The organism is Methyloparacoccus murrellii (assembly GCF_054657115.1).
The window spans coordinates 1-14214 of record NZ_BAAHXD010000064.1; the positions used below are offsets into that span (position 1 = coordinate 1).

The 14214-nt window shown below is 66.9% G+C and carries 14 protein-coding genes; 6 read left to right on the forward strand and 8 right to left on the reverse strand.

Features of this window, described 5'->3' with window-relative positions; genetic code table 11:
* Window positions 1-95: 95 nt before the first annotated feature.
* The 7 genes from ACYQ1H_RS14360 to ACYQ1H_RS14390 all read right to left on the reverse strand — a co-directional run bounded on the left by ACYQ1H_RS14360 (window position 96) and on the right by ACYQ1H_RS14390 (window position 7947).
* Window positions 96-1370: an NAD(P)/FAD-dependent oxidoreductase gene (locus ACYQ1H_RS14360; protein WP_460028733.1), complete on the reverse strand. Its 1275-nt coding sequence runs from the start codon at window positions 1368-1370 to the stop codon at window positions 96-98.
* A 51-nt stretch (window positions 1371-1421) separates the two neighbouring features.
* Window positions 1422-1649, reverse strand: a complete 228-nt coding sequence (locus ACYQ1H_RS14365; RefSeq protein ID WP_460028734.1) for a YgaP family membrane protein — start codon at window positions 1647-1649, stop codon at window positions 1422-1424.
* A gap of 18 nt (window positions 1650-1667) precedes the next feature.
* Entirely contained in the window at window positions 1668-4934 is a 3267-nt protein-coding gene (locus ACYQ1H_RS14370) for an efflux RND transporter permease subunit (protein ID WP_460028735.1), read from the reverse strand.
* Window positions 4931-6016 carry an efflux RND transporter periplasmic adaptor subunit gene (locus ACYQ1H_RS14375; RefSeq protein ID WP_460028736.1) on the reverse strand — a complete coding sequence of 362 codons (1086 nt, stop codon included), beginning with the start codon at window positions 6014-6016 and terminating at the stop codon, window positions 4931-4933. The genes ACYQ1H_RS14370 and ACYQ1H_RS14375 overlap by 4 nt, the downstream gene beginning before the upstream one ends.
* A 13-nt stretch (window positions 6017-6029) precedes the next feature.
* Window positions 6030-6185: a hypothetical protein gene (locus ACYQ1H_RS14380; RefSeq protein ID WP_460028737.1), complete on the reverse strand. Its 156-nt coding sequence runs from the start codon at window positions 6183-6185 to the stop codon at window positions 6030-6032.
* Complete coding sequence (locus ACYQ1H_RS14385; protein WP_460028738.1) at window positions 6182-7564, reverse strand: TolC family protein; 1383 nt, start codon at window positions 7562-7564, stop codon at window positions 6182-6184. The genes ACYQ1H_RS14380 and ACYQ1H_RS14385 overlap by 4 nt, the downstream gene beginning before the upstream one ends.
* A 158-nt stretch (window positions 7565-7722) precedes the next feature.
* Entirely contained in the window at window positions 7723-7947 is a 225-nt protein-coding gene (locus ACYQ1H_RS14390) for a helix-turn-helix domain-containing protein (RefSeq protein WP_460028739.1), read from the reverse strand.
* A gap of 746 nt (window positions 7948-8693) precedes the next feature.
* Here ACYQ1H_RS14390 and cydX point away from each other — a divergent pair.
* The 5 genes from cydX to ACYQ1H_RS14415 all read left to right on the forward strand — a co-directional run bounded on the left by cydX (window position 8694) and on the right by ACYQ1H_RS14415 (window position 11620).
* Complete coding sequence (gene cydX / locus ACYQ1H_RS14395; protein WP_460028740.1) at window positions 8694-8837, forward strand: cytochrome bd-I oxidase subunit CydX; 144 nt, start codon at window positions 8694-8696, stop codon at window positions 8835-8837.
* A gap of 724 nt (window positions 8838-9561) precedes the next feature.
* Window positions 9562-9801: a hypothetical protein gene (locus ACYQ1H_RS14400; protein WP_460028741.1), complete on the forward strand. Its 240-nt coding sequence runs from the start codon at window positions 9562-9564 to the stop codon at window positions 9799-9801.
* Window positions 9788-10003 carry a hypothetical protein gene (locus tag ACYQ1H_RS14405; RefSeq protein ID WP_460028742.1) on the forward strand — a complete coding sequence of 72 codons (216 nt, stop codon included), beginning with the start codon at window positions 9788-9790 and terminating at the stop codon, window positions 10001-10003. The genes ACYQ1H_RS14400 and ACYQ1H_RS14405 overlap by 14 nt, the downstream gene beginning before the upstream one ends.
* A 92-nt stretch (window positions 10004-10095) precedes the next feature.
* Window positions 10096-11187, forward strand: coding sequence for an urease accessory protein UreH domain-containing protein (locus tag ACYQ1H_RS14410; protein WP_460028743.1), 1092 nt, complete (start codon window positions 10096-10098; stop codon window positions 11185-11187).
* 73 nt (window positions 11188-11260) lie between these two features.
* Window positions 11261-11620, forward strand: a complete 360-nt coding sequence (locus tag ACYQ1H_RS14415; RefSeq protein ID WP_460028744.1) for a DsrE family protein — start codon at window positions 11261-11263, stop codon at window positions 11618-11620.
* 108 nt (window positions 11621-11728) lie between these two features.
* Here ACYQ1H_RS14415 and ACYQ1H_RS14420 read toward each other — a convergent pair whose 3' ends face one another.
* Window positions 11729-13306 carry a sigma 54-interacting transcriptional regulator gene (locus ACYQ1H_RS14420; RefSeq protein WP_460028745.1) on the reverse strand — a complete coding sequence of 526 codons (1578 nt, stop codon included), beginning with the start codon at window positions 13304-13306 and terminating at the stop codon, window positions 11729-11731.
* 201 nt (window positions 13307-13507) lie between these two features.
* On the opposite strand from ACYQ1H_RS14420, the gene ACYQ1H_RS14425 reads away from it, so the two are divergent.
* Window positions 13508-14158 (forward strand): DUF938 domain-containing protein, encoded by a 651-nt coding sequence (locus tag ACYQ1H_RS14425; RefSeq protein WP_460028746.1) that lies wholly within the window; start codon window positions 13508-13510, stop codon window positions 14156-14158.
* Window positions 14159-14214: the final 56 nt, after the last annotated feature.

Consider the following 14214-nt stretch of genomic DNA (forward strand, 5'->3'; position numbering starts at 1 on the left):
TTGGCATCCTGCCTGACGGGCGAAAGTCAGGCCGATGTCATCGCAGACGGCCGGCCCCGCTCAAGGCAGGGTTTGGCCGCCACCGGAAACGGCTGTCAGTTCTTCTTCAGCCGCATGACGCCCATGGCCTTGAGGGTCAGGCGCTCGTAGGTGGGCTCGCTGATGCCCTTGCGGACCTTGCGGATGAAGTACTTTTCGTAGGCGATCTTGGCCCAGTGCACCCAGCGGCCCTGCGAGGCCCACTGCACGTTGCGCGGCGGGATCTGCGGCATGGCCAGGAAGGCGACGCCGGAATCGCCGAAATCGGCCAGGCACAGCGCGTTCCAGGTGCCTTTCTCGGCCGGTTCCTTGCCGTCCAGCTCGGCCCGTATGTTGTGCGCCGTGGCGGTCACCATCGACTCGATCATGTAGCCGGTCTTTGGTGTGCCGGTCGGTACCGGGGTCTGCTCCAGCGGCGGGATGGCGATGCAGACGCCGACCGAGTAGACATTCTTGAAGGTGGGGTTGCGCTGGTGTTCGTCGACGATGACGAAGCCGCGCGGGTTGACCAGTCCCTCGATGCCCATGAGACCGTCGACGCCCTTGAAGGCCGGCAGCATCATGCTGTGCTTGAACGGCAGTTCATGCTTCTTCTTTTCCTGGCCGTTCTCGTCGAACTCGGTCACGTGCATTATGCCGGCCTCGATCCTGTCGACCTTGGCGTTGCAGATCCAGTTGATGTGCTTCTCGCGCAGCTCGCTCTCCAGCAGACCCTTGGTATCGCCGACGCCCCCCAGCCCCAGGTGCCCGATGTAGGGCTCGGAGGTGACATAGGTCATTTTCACCTTGTCGCGGATCTTGCGCCGGCGCAGGTCGGTCTCGGCGATGAACAGGTATTCGTAGGCCGGGCCGAAGCAGGAGGCGCCCTGGACCGCGCCGATGATGATGGGGCCGGGATCCTTGACGAAGTCGTCCCAGAACCTGCCGGATTCGCCGGCGTGGTCGACATGGCAGACCGATTGGGTGTGGCCGTCGGGGCCAAGCCCCGGCACCTCATCGAAGGCCAGCTTGGGGCCGGTGGCGATGATCAGGAAGTCGTAGTCGACCAGGGTGCCATCGGCCAGCTCGACCCGGTTTTCGGCGGGCTTGAAGCGGGTGACCTTGGCCTGGATGAAGCCGATGCCCTTCTTCTCGAACACCGGCGCCAGCTCGACCTTGATGTCGTCCGGCTTGCGCCAGTTGACCGCCACCCAGGGGTTGGAGGGTACGAAGTGGAAGGTGGGCGTATCGGCGATGACGACGACCTCGTCCTGTTTGCGGGCGTTTTCCTTCATTTCGAAGGCCATGGGGATGCCGCCGATGCCGGCGCCGACGATGACGATTTTGGCCATGATGAACTCCTCGGTGGTTGTGATGGCGAGAGTGCTTGGTGTTGTTATGGATCAGTGGCAGGGGCTGGCTTCGCCGCCGGACTTGGCGCCCAGTTTCTTCAGTATCAGCTCCAGCGGGCAGAACCGGGTGAAGCCGCTCTGCAGCAGGTTGGCCCCGACGAAGGCGGTGAACCAGAGCCAGTTGGGGCTGTGGAACAGGGGGCTGGCCTCGACGCCCAGGCTCAGCGAGAGCAGGACGAAGAAGCCGGCGACGATGCGGACGATGCGGTCGGTGGTCATGGAGGGTCTCCGGTGCGGTCAGGAAGTGGGTGCGGCCTTGCCGCGGTTCAGCAGGAAGTACACCACGGGCACGACGTACAGCGAGAACGCCGTCGAGGCGAAGATGCCGAAGATGAAACTCCAGGCCAGTCCCGAGAAGATCGGGTCCAGGGTGATGATGAAGGATCCGAACAGCGCCGCGCCGGCGGTCAGGAAGATGGGCCGCATGCGGGTGGCGCCGGCCTCGATCAGGGCCTCGATCAGCGGCGCGCCCTGCTCGCGCAGTCGCTGGATGAAATCGATGAGGATGATGGAGTTGCGCACCACGATGCCGGCCAGGGCGATCATGCCGATCATGGCCGTCGCCGTGAACAGGATCGGGTTGTCGTAACCCGCCACCGGTTCGGTGAACAGCGCGTTCAGCAGCCAGAAGCCGGGCATGATGCCGATCACGGTCAGCGGAATCGCCACCATGATGATCAGCGGCATGCCCAGCGAGCCGGTCTGCGCCACCAGCAGCACGTAGATCATCAGCAGCGCCGCGCCGAAGGCCAGCCCGAGATCGCGGAACACGTCGACGGTGATCTTCCATTCGCCCTCGCCGGCCAGGTCGACGCTGTAGCCATCCGGCAGCGGCTGCCGCTCGCGGATGTCACCCCAGTCCAGCACCGCTTCCACCGGCTCGCGGCCGACCATTTCGGCAATGACGTAGTTCAGGCGCCGCAGGTTCTTGTGGTAGATGGTGAGGTTGGCCGGTTCCTCGGTGGCGGTGCCGATCTCGCCCAGCGGGATCAGCGATCCGTCGCCGCCGCGCACGCGCAGGGTTTCCAGATCGGCCAGGGACGACCGCTGTTCCCGTGGCAGGCGGATGTGGATATCCAGTGGCTGGCGTTCGCCGGTAGCATGGACGATGCCGGCGCTTTCCCCGGCCAGGGCCGTGCGCAGGGTACGGGTCACCTCGGCCACGGTTACCCCGTGCAGGGCCGCCTGCTGCCGGTCGAGCCGGAAATGGACGACGGTCTGTGGCTCGTCGACATAATCGTCGACGTCGACCACGCCGCGGATGCCGGTCACCTCCGCGCGCACCTGCTCGGTGACCTTGGCCAGTGCGGTATTGTCCGCGTCCAGCGGCCCGTAGACCTCGGCGACGAAGGTCGACAGCACCGGCGGTCCGGGCGGACTCTCGACGATCTTGACGTTGGCGCCGTGCGCCCTGGCGATGCGCTCGATGTCGGGGCGGATGCGCAGGGCGATCTCGTGGGACTGATGCTCGCGGCGTTCCTTGGGCAGCAGGTTGAGGCGGATGTCGGCCTGGTGCGGCGCCTGGCGCTGGTAGTAGTGCCGCACCATGCCGTTGAAGTCCATTGGCGAGTTGTCGCCGACGTAGGTTTCGAAATCGGTCACCTCGTTGATCCGGGCGAGGTAGTTGCCCAGTTCCCGCGCCACGGCGTCGGTGTTTTCCAGGGTGGTGCCGCGCGGCAGGTCGATGACCAGCTGCAACTCGTTCTTGTTGTCGTAGGGCAGCAGCTTCAGCGGCACGATGCGGTACACCGCCAGCAGCGCGGAGGCGACGAAGGCCACCAGCACCAGCAGCAGGAAGACGCGCGCGGCATTCGGCGCTTCCAGCAGCGGGCGCAGGGTGCAGTCGTAGAACCGCCACAGTCCGGAGGCGCGGGGGTCCTCCAGCTCGCCCTTGCCCCACTCGTGCTTGAGCAGGTGGAAGGTGGCCCAGGGCGTGACGGTAAAGGCGACCAGCAGCGACATCAGCATCGCGACCGGCACGTTGAAGGCCATCGGCGCCATGTAGGGACCCATCATGCCGGTGATGTAGAACATCGGCAGGAACGACACGATGACGGTGAAGGTGGCGAAGATGGTCGGCGGCCGCACCTCGTCGATGGCGGTCAGCGCCGCTTCCAGCGGCGGCTCCCGGCGCAGCTTGAAGTGGCGGAAGATGTTCTCGACGTCGACGATGGGATCGTCGACCAGCAGGCCCAGCGACAGGATCAGCGCAAACAGGGTCACGCGGTTGATGGTGTAGCCGAAGATCAGGTCACAGAGCAGGGTCACGCCCAGGGTCATCGGCACCGCCAGCGCGACGATGAAGGCTTCCTTGGGGCCCAGGGCGAAGGCCAGCAGGATGACGATGGTGACGATGGCGATCAGCAGATGCTTCACCAGCTCGTTGACCTTGTGGTTGGCGGTCTCGCCGTTGTCGCGGGTGACCGTGACGGTGACCTCCTCGGGGATGATGTCCCCGCGCAATGCGCGGGCGGTCTCGATGACCTGCGCGGCGACGGCCACGGCATTGGCGCCCTTGCGCTTGGCGATGCCGATGGTGACCGCCTGGCGCAGCTCGCCCGGCCGCGGTGGGGTGACCTCCGCCTGTTCGCCACCGTCCCCGGCCTGCACGGTCCTGCTCTCGGCCGCTGCCTGGCCGAAGCCGATGCGGGTGTAGCGCTGGACCTCGGCGGGGCCGTCCTCGATACGGGCGACGTCGCGCAGGTAGACCAGCCGCCCGTCCCGGCTGCGGACCGGCGTGCCGGCCACGTCCTCGACGCGGGTGAAGGCGGGGCCGGCGTCCAGCCGGACGCTGCGGTTGGCCTGCTCGAAGCGGCCGGCCTGGATGTTGACGTTGGCGGCCTGCAGCGCCTGCAGCAGGTCGGTCAGGGTCAGACCATGCGCCGCCAGCCGGGCCGGGTCGGGATAGACCTGCACGCGCCGCGGTTCGCCGCCGGTGACGACGATGCGGCCGGCGTCCTCGACCAGGGCCAGCTTGTCCTTCATCTCGTCGGCCAGGCGGCGCAGCGCGGCGCCATCATAGGCAGGATCGCTGGCGGACAGCGTCAGGGTGACGATGGGCACGTCGTCGATCTCGACCGGTTTGACGCTCCAGTTGGCCACCACCGGCGGGATGCGGTCCTGATTGGACATCAGCTTGTTCCAGACCTTGACCAGGCTGTCCTCCCTGTCCTCGCCGACGAAGAAGCGCACCGTCACCAGGGCCTGGTTTTCCTGCGAGGTCGAGTAGACGTACTCGACGCCGTCGACTTCCCGCAGCATGGATTCCAGCGGCGTCGCCACCAGTTTTTCCACTTCCTCGGCGGAGGCGCCGGGTGCCACGACGAGAATGTCCGCCACCGGCACGACGATCTGCGGTTCTTCCTCGCGCGGGGTCAGCACCAGCGCGGCGAAACCCGCCAGGAAACTGGCGATCAGCAGCAGCAGCGAGAGCTTGGAGGTGATGAACAGCTCGACGATGCGGGAGGTCAGCCCGCGCTCGGGTGGCTGGGCGATGCCGCTCATCGGTGCTCACCCGCGACCAGGATGGCGTCGCCCTCGTTCAGCCCGGACAGGATTTCCACGGCATCGCCGTGGCGCTTGCCGGTACGGACATGGCGCAGCCGCTGCTTGCCGTCGACCACCAGCCGCACGCTTTCCAGCTGACCGATGCGCGTCACGGCGGCGGCCGGCGCCAGCAGGACCGATTCACGGCCGCAGGCCTGTTGCAGCCAGGCGAAGGCGCCCGGCTGCGCGTCCGAGCCGGCCGGCAGCCGGGCCTTGGCCAGCACGGTGCGGGTGTCCGGGTCGCTGGAAGGCTCGATCTCGTCGAGGATGGCCCGCAGCTCGCGCGGCGGGTTGCCGAGCCGGACGCCAAGGGGCTTGCCGATCGCCAGGAAGGGGGCGCAGGTCGACGGCACGTGCGCCTCGACACGCAGGGTATCGGCCTGCAGCAGTGTGAGGACCGGCATGCCGGGCAGGGCCATGTCGCCGGGTTCCTGATGGCGGCGTTCGACAACGCCGTCGTAGGGCGCCTGCAGGACGGTCTCGCCCAGATGCGATTCGATCTCGCGGATGACCTGGCGGGCCTGCTCGACCTGGGCCTGTTCGGCCTTGGCGACCGCCAGCGCGGCGTCGAGCGCCTGCCGGGTGGCGGCCTCGCGCTGGTAGAGATTCTGCAGCCGGGTGGCGTCGGCGCGTGAGCGGGTGGCGCTGGCCTCGGCCGCGACCAGGCCGCTGCGGGCCTGCGCCAGCCGGGCCTGGGTCTCGGTCGGATCCAGCCGGACCAGAACCTGGCCGCGCCTGACCGGCTGGCCGGTATGCGCCGTGATCTCGAGGATACGGCCCGGCACCTTCGGGGCGATCTGGATCACCTTCAGCGCCGCGACCGTTGCCGGCCAGCTGAACAGGGCCTCGGTGTCGCGGCGTTCCACCCGCACCAGCTGGCCGCCGGCCGGCTGCTCCCCGGCCACCGCCCCGGCGATGCCGGGGCTGGCCTTGTGCTCGAAGGCGCCTTCCAGCCACATCAGCAGCAGGACCATACCGATCGTCGTGGCGAGGATGCGGAGCAGGGTGGTTCGGGGCGAGGTTTGCTGGGCGTGCGACATGCGATGGCCTAATTCAGTGTCGGGGCGTTTGCGGCGGGTTGCCTGGCTCGGTTGCGCTCTCCGGCGGGCCGGAACGATGGGCGGCGAAGGACAGCGCCGGCAATGCCGGGCAGGTGAAGGCCAGCGGGCTGTCGCCGGTCTTCTGGATCAGCTGGATACCTGCACTCATCGCCAGTGCCCTACCGCCTGCTGGAGTTGCGCCTCGGCGACCTGGGCTTCGAAACGAGCCACGATCGCCCGCAGCGTTGCCGCCGCCCGATCCGTTTCGGCCTCGAGATAGCGCGTGACGGTGGCCGTGCCGCCGTGATACTGCTCGTTGACCAGCCGCAGGGCTTCCTCCGCCGAGGTGGCGCCGGCTTCCGCCACCGCCACGCGTTCCAGCGCCTGTTCCAGGGTGGAATAGGCCTGACGCACCTCGTTCTCGATGTCCAGCCGGATTTTCTCCTCCACCGCCTGGGCCTCGACCAGCCGGCGCTCGGCCGCCGAGATGCGGGCCTGGATGGCCCCGCCGGCGAACAGGTCGTATTCGGCGTTGATGCCGATGCTGGCGTTGTCCTTGTAGGTGGACGGATCCAGGGTGCGGCTGTTGGAGCCGTAGGCGGCATAGGCATTGATGCGCGGCAGGTTGGCGCCGTTGGCGGCATCGAGTTCGTGCTGGCGGATCTGCACCTGATGGGCGGCGGCCTGCATTTCCGGGCGCTGGCTCAGGGCCAGGTCGAATGTCTTCAGCAGGTTGTCCTTGAGCTGCGGCAGCGGCAGTTCGGTTTCGCGCAGTGCCGGCAGTTCGTTCTTCGATTCGCCGATCAGGGTCTTGAGCGCCGAGCGCGACAGGTTGATGGCATTGCGCGCCTGCAATTCGTTTTCCCGTGCCGCCTTGGCGCGCACTTCCAGCGACAGCACATCGGCGCGCAGCGCGACGCCCTCGTTCACCCGTGCGCGGGTCATTTCCATTTCCTGCTCCACGGTGGCGACCGAGCGCTGGGCCACCGCCATCTGCCTGGGTGCTGAAAGCACGGCGTAATAGGCCGAGGTGACCGCCGCCGCCAGGCGGTTGCGCACGGCGGCATGCTCCAGCTCGGTGGCGGCGACGCCCAGTTCCGCGGCCTTCTTCAGGTAGTCGTCCTGGCCGCCGCGATACAGGTTGATGCTGCCGATGACCTCGGGGCGGAAGTTCTCGACCCAGCCCGGGTTGTTGATCTGGCCATCGAAGTCGGCGGGATTGGCGCTGAAGCGCCGCTGGGCGACGATGTACGAGAAGGCCAGCGCCGGGTTGCTGGTGTAGTCGTAGCCCACCCGCGCCGTGACCTTGGGGTAGAAGCCGGCGGCGACTTCCGCCACGCGCGATTCAGCCTGACCGATGCGGGCCTCTGCGGCCTTGAGATCGGGATTCTGGGCGAAGGCGAGATCGATGGCGTCGGCCAGGCTGAGTGTTGGCGAGGCATGCGCCCTGGCCGCGGCGGCCCGGCCCTCGCTGGGCGCGCCGGCAAAGCCGAGGATCAGGGCGGCCAGCAGACAGCTGCCCGCGACGGACTGGCGCCGGTTACTCATGTCGGCAGGCGCCCCGGCGGCGCGGAGGACGGGGGAAGGACATTCGCAGAGAACATGGAGCCGTCGATCTCATAAATATCAGAATTTAATTATAGACTCTGATCTCCTCGCGAGGGAAGCGGTCCGCCTGCCGGCAGGGTGCTCCCGGCCCGTGGCTGTCAGCTGTCCCGGCTCGCCAGACGCCGGAGGGCGGCAGGATCAAGCAGTTCCACCATGCCCCGCCTCAGTCCGACCCAATGACGATTTTCCCAGCGCTTCAAATGCCGCGACACGACTTCCCGGGCGCTGCCGATCGCGATCAGCAGATCCTGCCGGGGCGTCCCCGACCTTGCCCTCGGCCGCGCGCTCCAGCAGCGTGCGGGCCAGCATGCGGCCGACAACACCGGACAGGCACGCCGCTGGACCCTTGAAGATGAAGGTGCGAAAGCAGCGCGATTGCCTCGGCGCCTGATGGAAATCCTCAGCAGGGATGGCCTGCGCGGTCACCGGTGTTTCGGTGATGCCGAGCCCGGGTAATCGTTGGCGCCGGACAGGCAGGAGGTTGTGAGGGTGCAGGGCTGGTGGGTTTGCACCCGGCACAGAAGCATCGCGCGGCCGCTGGGGCGGCATGATCGGCACGCGCATCGCGCCATCCTCGGCAGCCGGGAAGGCTGGAAAGTACCGAGAGCAGATTTCACGAGCAGCCATGCGGGCTCCGGCAAGGTCCAGGCGGGCAGGGCGGCTCTGCCGCACCCAATTCGGGACGTATGGTCGGCCGGGGGCCATGGTCTGTCAAACCCCGTTGTCCGGCCCGGAGCGACGGCCGTCGTGGAAGGCTGATGACCTTGCACGGCGCCCTGTTCCTGAAGTGGCGGCCCGGTGGGCGCTGGACCGGCCCGAGATTGCCGTCATGCCGGTCCGGGATGCGTTCCTCGCCCGTGCGGCAGGCTTCGGGCTATGTCCCCCTTCCTGCTGTTCTCGACCAGCGATCCCGGTTCCAGCCGGCTGACCCTCCGGAATCAGCGTGGTTTTCCTGCCAATCATGCCGCTGCATGGCCGCTGGGTTTGTTGCGTCATCCGGGGCGGCATCACCGAGAAAACGGTTCCGGACGACTCGCATATCCTTTAACTGAAAACAGGAGGCATGCGCATGTGGTGCTTCACCTGGATACTGGGCGTCGGTTTTACGGCGACCTTCGCCGTCATCAAGGCCATGTGGCTGGAATCGGTCTGCGATACCGATACCCATGGCATCGATGCGCCCTGCGAGCGGGCCGCAAACGCCCACGACTGAAAGCCAGCCGGTTCTGGTCGCGCAGGAACGTGCTGCCCCGCCCACGCATCCTCGCCATTGGCGGCGCGGCATGCGAGGTGGCCCATGACGCCCTGGTACTTGCCACCGGGGCCGAGCCCGTCCGGCCGCCGCTGCCAGGCATCGACCTCCCTGCTGTCCATGGCCTGCCGGGGCTGGATGCGAAGATAGCGGCCCATGTCGACTGTAGCGGCTGTTCTCGAAAACCGCTGGCCGCATCCCCGGCGTCCAGGCGGTGGCGGGAGGCGGATGTGGCGCGGCGCATCAATGTCATCACCATGGTGCTGCAGATGGGCGTCACGGTGTTTGATCGCGGGGCGGCCGGGCCTTGTTGCGCGCCGCCATACGGCGCCGCGAAGGGTCCGGTCAACATGGCGGCCATGATGGCCGGCGGCAGCAGCTGGCAGGATTCCCCCGCGGCCGCGAGATCTGGCGCGTCTGCGGGGTCCGCCTGCGCGCTTCCCGTGCCTTGCGTATACTCCGGCAGCACGGCATCCGGGGCAGGGTGCCGAGCGGCGGCATGAATACCTATCGCACCTTGCAAAACCGCGATGCGGATGCCAGATAGGTGAAGGACCGATTCGGGCCGGAACATGAGGTTTTCACATTCACCCGCTTCTGTGCCACTATCTGCCTTCCTGCCGGTTCCGAAACCCCGCCGTCGGCGACGATCCGGCCGTGCCAGCGCCATAACGATTGAACTGGAATGTTGCCCGAGTATCTTAATCATCTCGATGACGACGCGGTCATCGGTATCGACACGGCCTGCGAGCTCCTCGGTTTCAGCAAAACCCAACTGGAGCACTGGGCCCTGAGCAAATCATTCGGGCTACGGAGCGTCGCCCCGAAGATGAAGCGCCAATTCGTTGTCCGCGACTTGCGCGCCTTCCTGGAAGCCCGGAACCGGGCCCTTACCCAAACTGGAGAGTTGAATGCAAAGACCTGAACTGCTGAACGAGCAGGAAGCCAGTCGGCTGATCGGGATCAGCCGCAGCGAGCTCAAACGTCACACCCAGCAGCGTACGTTTGGCCTGCGGCCAAAATTCTGTACCCGCAACGAATGCTTCTACGATCCGAATATTCTGCGGGACTTCCAACGCAACCTCACCGCCCAGAAAGCGGCGGAATCGCTGTTCGGCTCGTCCTGACGAATCAGGGCACAGGTCCGGTCCGCTACCGGCACCGAGTCTCCCGTCCTGCCGTCCAGCGCATGACCCTGTCTCTCCTGCGGAGGTAGATCGTGGCCCATCGCGAGGAATGTCTCCGGCTGGCCGGCATGCACTGCGCCGGTTGCGAGGTGGCCGTCGAGTCCGCCCTGACGTCGCTGCCGGGCGTGCTGACCGCCGAGGCGGATCAGGCCAGCGGCCTGGTGCGGGTCCGCTTCGACGAAACCAGGGTCCGGCTCAGCCAGGTCATCGCCGCCATCGAGGACGCCGGCTACAACGTGGTCCTGGATGCCGCTCCGCTGCCCGGGGTCCATCCTGGCTGGCGACCGTTCGGCAGGGGTATCGTCACCCTGCTGCTGCTCCTGGCGGTCGGGGGCATTGTCTTCTGGGGCAAGAGCCTGATGCCCGGCCTGATGGCGCAGATGCACAGCCCGGATGTCGGCTACGCGATGATCCTGCTGGTCGGTTTTCTCACCGGTTTCCATTGCATCGGCATGTGCGGCAGTTTCGTCGTCTCCTACGCGGCGCCCGCCAGCCGCTACCGGGGCGATCTGGCCTTGCGCCATCTGGCATATGGCGGCGGCAAGACCCTTTCCTACGCGACCCTGGGCGCCGTTTTCGGCGCGCTGGGCGCCCTGTTTACCCTCACGGCGTTCCTGCGCGGGGCCCTGGCCATTGCCGCCGGGCTCTATCTGGTGCTGTACGGCCTGCGCCTCCTGGGCTGGTGCGCCGGGCCGGCATGGCTGAACTGGGCGTTTCCCAAGGCGGTCATGCGTGGCGTCCAGACCGGCATGCGCGCCCAGCCCCGGCCATGGGTGATCGGGCTCCTCAACGGCTTCCTGCTGGGCTGCGGTCCGCTGCAGGCCATGTACATTCTCGCGGCCGGCACCGGCAGTCCCCGGGAAGGCGCCCTGCTGCTGATGTTCTTTGGCCTGGGCACGCTGGGTCCGCTGCTGGGCTTCGGGGTTTTCGCCCACCTGCTGTCGCAGCGCCTGCTGCACGAGATGCTGCGCGTGTCGGGCATTCTTGTGCTACTGATGGGGCTGCTGATGACCGATCGCGGCCTGCGGCTGACGGAGTCCGGTTTCGACCTGGACACCCTGCGCGGACACTGGCGGACACTCATGCAGCACGACACGGCGGCAGGGGACCATGGCGGACACTGAGCCGGGTGACCCTCGCCGGTTCCGGGTCATGCGGCCCTTTCCATTCGACACCGGGTAAACCAAAGGAGGACACATGCGTTCATTCATCATCACCGGTAGCCGGGGCACGGACGATCCCACCATGGCCACGCTGCCGTTCATCGCCGCTAAGGTCACCAAGGAGCAGGGCCACGATGTCGTGCTGTGGCTCTGGAACGAGGCCGTGACCCTGGGGCGCCAGGGGACGGCCGATCATGTGGTGGGCGTCAACCTGCCGCCGCTCGGGGACCTGCTGGCCGCAGTCCAGGCCGCCGGCATCCCGATCTGGGTTTGCGGCGCCTGCGCCGTCGCCCGGCAGATCACGGATGCCGATCTGGTTGCCGGTGCCAGCATCAAGGGCATGCCGGACTACATCGCCGCGGTGGCGGAGCGCGACCGCAACGTGTCTTTCTGACATTCCCCGCCGGCTTGCCGGCGGCCTTCAGCCCGGTACTGGCCCTGATCGGACGGCTGCCGCGGTTGTCGCCGGCACGGCCCGGGTTCTGCCTGAACCGATGCCGGTTCAGGTGGTACGTTCGGGTCGGTAGCGCGAAGGATTGAGGCTGTGCTTCTTGAGCTTCATGTAGGCGGCCCGCCGGCTGATGCCCAAGCGTCCGGCGAGCTGCCCGACGTCACCCCGGCACCGCCGCAGTTCCTGGTCCAGGTAATCCCTCTCGGCCTGGGCCAGCCAGTTCTGCCGGCTGTCGCCCGCTGACGGCTGGGGGGCGGCGGGCGTCGGCGAGCTGAACTCGACGCGATCCAGCCAGGGCGCCGTGGCGAACAGCACGGCCCGTTCGAGCGTGTTTTCCAGTTCCCTGACGTTGCCCGGCCAGTCGTGGGCCAGCAGCTGTTGCATCAGCTGCGGCGTCACCCCCAGGATCGGCTTGCGGTAACGCTGGGACAGCCGCCGCAGGATCAGATCGACCAGGCGGGGAATGTCCTCCTGCCGTTCCGAGAGCCGCGGGATGAAGAGCGTGACGACGTTGATGCGATAGAACAGGTCCTGCCGGAAGGCGCCCCGTTGCACGGCCTGCGCCAGCCCGGCGTTGGTGGCCGCCACGATCCGCACGTCCAGCGACAGGTTGCGCTGTCCGCCGACGCGCTCCAGCTCGCCCTCCTGCAGTACCCGCAGCAGCCGGACCTGAACGGCGGGCGACAGGGCATCGATCTCGTCCAGGAACAGCGTGCCGCCGTCGGCCCGCTCGAAATAGCCGCGGTGAACCTCGATGGCGCCGGTGAAGGCGCCTTTCTCATGTCCGAACAGGACGCTTTCCACCAGGCTTTCCGGAATGGCGCCGCAGTTGACGGCGATGAAGGGTTTGCCGCTGCGGTCGCTCATGGCATGGATCGCCCGGGCCACCAGTTCCTTGCCGACGCCGGTCGCACCCTCGATCAGCACGGTGGCGGGCGTCGGCGCCAGGGTTTCGACGGCGCCGAGCACGCCCTTCATGGCGGCCGATTCGGCGATCAGGATGGGACGGTCCAGCTCCTCGGGGTCACCTCGGCATGGCTTGGCCTGGCACCAGAGCGCATGCAGGCGCTCGTCGATCCGGCTCTGCAAGGTAACGGCTTCCGGCCCCCGCCAGGCCGCCTTGTCCTGACCACGATAATCGATGCCTTCATGCGCCAGTGCCGCGGCCGGCTCCAGGTGGATGACCACCGAGCATCGCGGATGGCCCAGGGCGATGCGCTCGCGCAGCTCGACGCGGGCATAGCCGAAATTCCGGGCCGCGATGCCGCCGAAGACGCTGGACGTCATGCGGCACAGCTCCGGCGAATGCCGCACGCCGTCGCCGAAGGGACAGCGGCTGCTGACGACCTCGATACGCCCGGCATCCACCGATACCGGTGCGAAATGTCCGCCGATGTGGTTCTTCAGGCCGATGATGAGGTCGGCGTAGCGCTCCTGCGACAGCGTTCCGGCGAGGCCGTGTTCCTCCCGGTAGGCTTCCTCGAAAAAGCGGCTGGCGCTCTGCGCGATCCGCTCGATGATGTCCTCGGCTTGGCTGCCCACGCTGGCCTCGCACAGCTGCATGAGTTCCAGCACGAAGGTTTGCAGGAAACCGATCGGTGTCAGGTGCGAGAAGGCGTGAGTGTCCATCGGGTCAGCCTGCGAGGGCAGGAAGGGAAACCCATCTTCTCATGGTGAAGTGAAACTTCATGCATCGCGCGGGAGGTGATTCTGCAAGCCCTTGATTCGCATGCGCCCAGCGGTGGGGCCCCGGCTGGTCCGAAATGTGTATCGGCTGCTTGCGTCCCTGCGGGGACCACCAGAACAACAAGCCATTCCCGGAGGAGATACATGACCCGACCGAAGCCGCCACTTGATCCGCATCCCTTGAGCCCCTACGTATCCTGGGCCGGACACCGCAACCGCGATCCGATCCTGGACGTGTTCCGGCAACGCTTTCCCGAGCAGGCCGGCGACGTGCTGGAGTTCGCCAGCGGCAGCGGCATGCACATCAACTATTTCGCGCCGCATTTCCCGCACCTGAGGTTCCAGCCGTCGGACCTCAACGAGCATGCGCTGGAGAACATCGCCCGCGTCAGCTGGGAAAAGGAGGTCGAGAACGTCGACAAGCCGATCCTGCTGGACCTGGCCCGGGAGGACACCTGGCCCAGTCCGGCAACGCGCCTGTATGACGTGATTTTCGTCATCAACATCTTCCAGGTGGCACCCATCGCGGTGGCCGACGGCATGATGAAATGCGCGGCGGAGCTGCTGCACAAGGATGGTTTTCTGTTTGTCTACGGGCCCTTCAAGGATCATGGCCAGTACCTCACCGACTCGAACCAGGAGTTCGACGCCATGGTCCAGTCGGCCGGCGTCGATGAGTGGGGCCTGAAGGACATCGCCGATCTGGAAACCGCGGCCCGCAATCATGCGCTGAAGCTGACGGAAAAGCTTCTCATGCCCGCCAACAACTATGGGCTGATGTTCGGCCGTTCCTGACCGGACGGTCCCCCACCCGATCCCGCACGACAACCACACCCGACAGGAGAAACCCA

Bases quoted from the DNA above. Each gene is read 5' to 3' on its own strand.
- ACYQ1H_RS14360 (WP_460028733.1), bottom strand. From the start codon at position 1,370: ATGGCCAAAATCGTCATCGTCGGCGCCGGCATCGGCGGCATCCCCATG.
- ACYQ1H_RS14365 (WP_460028734.1), bottom strand. From the start codon at position 1,649: ATGACCACCGACCGCATCGTCCGCATCGTCGCCGGCTTCTTCGTCCTG.
- ACYQ1H_RS14370 (WP_460028735.1), bottom strand. From the start codon at position 4,934: ATGAGCGGCATCGCCCAGCCACCCGAGCGCGGGCTGACCTCCCGCATC.
- ACYQ1H_RS14375 (WP_460028736.1), bottom strand. From the start codon at position 6,016: ATGTCGCACGCCCAGCAAACCTCGCCCCGAACCACCCTGCTCCGCATC.
- ACYQ1H_RS14380 (WP_460028737.1), bottom strand. From the start codon at position 6,185: ATGAGTGCAGGTATCCAGCTGATCCAGAAGACCGGCGACAGCCCGCTG.
- ACYQ1H_RS14385 (WP_460028738.1), bottom strand. From the start codon at position 7,564: ATGAGTAACCGGCGCCAGTCCGTCGCGGGCAGCTGTCTGCTGGCCGCC.
- cydX (WP_460028740.1), top strand. From the start codon at position 8,694: ATGTGGTGCTTCACCTGGATACTGGGCGTCGGTTTTACGGCGACCTTC.
- ACYQ1H_RS14400 (WP_460028741.1), top strand. From the start codon at position 9,562: ATGTTGCCCGAGTATCTTAATCATCTCGATGACGACGCGGTCATCGGT.
- ACYQ1H_RS14405 (WP_460028742.1), top strand. From the start codon at position 9,788: ATGCAAAGACCTGAACTGCTGAACGAGCAGGAAGCCAGTCGGCTGATC.
- ACYQ1H_RS14415 (WP_460028744.1), top strand. From the start codon at position 11,261: ATGCGTTCATTCATCATCACCGGTAGCCGGGGCACGGACGATCCCACC.
- ACYQ1H_RS14420 (WP_460028745.1), bottom strand. From the start codon at position 13,306: ATGGACACTCACGCCTTCTCGCACCTGACACCGATCGGTTTCCTGCAA.
- ACYQ1H_RS14425 (WP_460028746.1), top strand. From the start codon at position 13,508: ATGACCCGACCGAAGCCGCCACTTGATCCGCATCCCTTGAGCCCCTAC.